The following is a 3292-nucleotide window of genomic DNA, read 5'->3' on the forward strand; positions in this document are numbered from 1 at the left end:
TCCTACCGACTCGATTAACTCTTGCACGCGTTGTTCCCCTCAAGAAATCAGTTTTTCCAGATCATCGAGGGATAGACGTTTGAGGGCCTCCAGGGATTTAGCCAATTCGTCCTGAACCGGCGACAATTCGACACGCAAGGCCTCGATGCGGGCGCAGAACGCTTGCAGGGTGTCGGCTTCGAACAGCGCCTTGAGCGGCACCTTGTCCCCCAGGCGCTCCTTGATCCGGGTGACCACCAGCGTCGCCAGCAACGAATGCCCGCCCAGCTGGAAGAAGTTATCCGTCAGGCCGACGCGCTCGACTTCCAGCACCTCTTGCCAGACGCTCGCCACTTGCCATTGCAGTTCGGTGCTCGGCGCTTCGTAACGCTGCAGCGTCGGATGGCCGCCCAGCGCCATCAGGGCCTTACGGTCGAGCTTGCCGTTGGGGGTCAACGGCAGCGCGTCGATCACGTGCAGATGGCCTGGCACCATGTGCGCCGGCAAACGGCTGGCCAGGGCTGCGCGCAGGCTTTCCACGCTGACCGGTTGGCTCGTCACCACATACCCATGCAAATGCTTGCCCGCTGCACCTTCCTGCGCCAGCACCACGGCTTCGCGCACGTCGGGCTGCTCCAGCAACCGGGCTTCGATCTCGCTCAGTTCGATGCGGAAACCACGGATTTTCACCTGATGGTCGGCACGGCCGATGTACTCGATCGAGTCGTCCGGTCCCTGGCGTGCCAGATCGCCGGTGCGATACAGGCGCTCACCGTTGGTGGCGAACGGGTCCGGCACGAAGCGTTCAGCGGTCAGGCCCGGACGCAGCAGATAGCCCCGGGTCACGCCGGCACCGGCCAGGTACAACTCCGCCGCCAGCCCCGCCGGCAGCACCTGCAACTGGCTGTCGAGCAGGTAGGCCACGGTGTTGTCCAGCGGCCGCCCGATGTTCGCCCGGCCGTTGGCGGTGCGCAGGGTGAAGGTCGAATAGGTGGTGTCTTCCGACGGCCCGTACAGGTCATAAACCTGCTTGACCGAGGTGCTGGCGTACAGCGTATCGACCAGCGTCTGCTTGAGCGGCTCGCCGGCCAGATTGATGGTGGTGACCGACGAAGGAATCTGCCCGGCCCGCTGCAGTGCGGCAATCGCCGACGGCACGGTGTTGATCAGCGTCACCCGCTCACGGGCCGGCAGCTCTGGCAACGCCAGGGCGTTGTCCGCCAGCACCATGCAACCGCCGCTGGCCAGGGTGACGAAAATCTCCCACACCGACAGGTCGAAGCAGATCGAGGTCGAGGCCAGCACGCCATGCAGCTGCTCGTCGCGGTAAACACCTTGGGACCACTGGATCAGCGCCGCGAGGTTAGCGTGGGTGATCGCCACGCCCTTGGGCTTGCCGGTGGAACCGGAGGTGTAAATGACATAGGCCAGGTTCTGCGCAACGATGCGACTGACCGGTGCCGTGGACGGATACCCGGCGAGCCACTCGGCGCCCTCTTCGACCAACAGCACTTGCGACGGCAACGCCTCGGGCAACATCGCCTGCAACGCGGCTTCAGTCAGCAGCACTGCGGCGCAACTGTCCTCGAGCATGTGCAGCAAGCGCTCTTGCGGATATTCCGGGTCCAGCGGCACGTAGGCACCGCCGGCCTTGAGGATCGCCAGCAGCCCGACCAGCATGTCCGGGGTGCGGCGCATGCACACGCCGACCCGCACTTCCGGCCCGACACCCAGCGCCTGCAGCTTGTGCGCCAGTCGATTGGCCCGGGCGTCGAGGGTGCGGTAATCGAGGGTCTGCTCGGCAAACAACACCGCCGCAGCCTGCGGCTGGCGCTGTGCCTGCGCGTCGATGCGCTCGACCACGCTGCGCGAATCCAGCGCCGTGATCGCGGCCTTGCCCCAATCGACAGCTGTCTGACGCGAGGCGCCGTCCAGCAGTTGCAATGCGCCCAAAGGCTGCGAAGCGTCTGCCATGAATTGGATCATCAGGCCTTCGAGCTGGGTGCTCAGGTCGGCGATGGTGGCGTGATCGAAGCAGGCCTGATCGAAGCTCAAGCCCAGGGTCAACTCACGACCGCTGACCGCCACCAGCGTCAGTGGATAGTTAGTCTGTTCCTGACGCGAAAGGGTGGAAAACTCCAGGCCGGTGGCAGAGCCTTGGGCCAGCGTTTCGGCCATCGGGTAGTTCTCGAACACCAGAATACTGTCGAACAGCGCGCCCTGCCCCGCCCAACGCTGGATGTCGTAGAGCGGTGTGTGCTCATGTTCGCGCAGGGCCAGGTTGAGGCGCTGCACTTGCTGAATCCATTGCCCGATCGGGATCTCGGCGGACGGCGACGCCACCACCGGCAAGGTGTTGATGAACAGGCCGATCTGCTGCTCGACGCCGGGCAAGTCCGTCGGACGACCGGCCACGGTGGCACCGAAGGCCACGGTGTCCTGGCCGGTATAGCGCTGCAACAGCACCAGCCATGCGGCTTGCATCAGGGTATTGAGGGTGACTTTCTGTTCGCGGGCGAAGCGATTCAGGTCGCCGGTCTGCTGCTCGCTGAACACATGCTGGTACTCGGCATAACCGCTGACCGGTGTCTGGCTGACCGGCATGGCGCTGGCCAGCCGGGTCGGCTCTTGCAGATCGGCCAGTGCCGTGGTCCAGAACTCGCGACTGGCTTGAACGTCACGCTGCCCCAGCCACTCAATGTAATCGCGATAGCAGCCCGGGTTCGCCGCCGGGGTCATGCCGGCATAGCGTTGCAGCACTTCGCCGAACAACTGCGAGGTGCTCCAGCCGTCCATCAAAATGTGGTGACTGGTGTAGATCAAGTGATGCACCGCTTCAGCGGTTCGCACCAGCAACACGCGCAACAGCGGGGCCTGATCCAGATTGAAACCGGCGGCCAGATCGTCCCGGGCCAACTGGTCGAGCGCAGCTTGAAGGTCATCACGACCGCGCCAGTCCTGCACGGTCATGGGCATCTGCACCGTCTGCCGGACAATCTGCACCGCCGCGTCGGCGTCCTCGGGCCAGACGAAGACGGTGCGCAGAATCTCATGGGCCTCCAGCGTCTGCTGCCAGGCCTGACGGAAACGTTCAGCGTCCAGCTGCCGCACATCGACCCGCAACTGGTTGGTGTAGGCCCGGCCGTCCGGCTCGTTGAGGCTGTGAAACAGGATGCCCTGCTGCATCGGTGACAACGGATAGAGATCGCTGATCTCCCGCGCCGGTACCGGCAGCGCCGACAGTTGCGCTTGCGACAGACACAGCAGATTGAAGTCCGACGGCGTGACCCCGGCATGCTCACCGGCAGTGCAA

Annotated in this window: 1 protein-coding gene; it reads right to left on the reverse strand. The window is 64.5% G+C overall.

Annotation, left to right across the window (positions count from 1 at the left end; genetic code table 11):
• Positions 1-39: 39 nt before the first annotated feature.
• A partial coding sequence (locus V6M63_RS19700; RefSeq protein ID WP_332744645.1) for an amino acid adenylation domain-containing protein occupies positions 40-3292 on the reverse strand: 3253 nt, incomplete at its 5' end.

Source organism: Hydrogenophaga sp., assembly GCF_036675665.1.
GTDB lineage: Bacteria > Pseudomonadota > Gammaproteobacteria > Burkholderiales > Burkholderiaceae_C > Hydrogenophaga.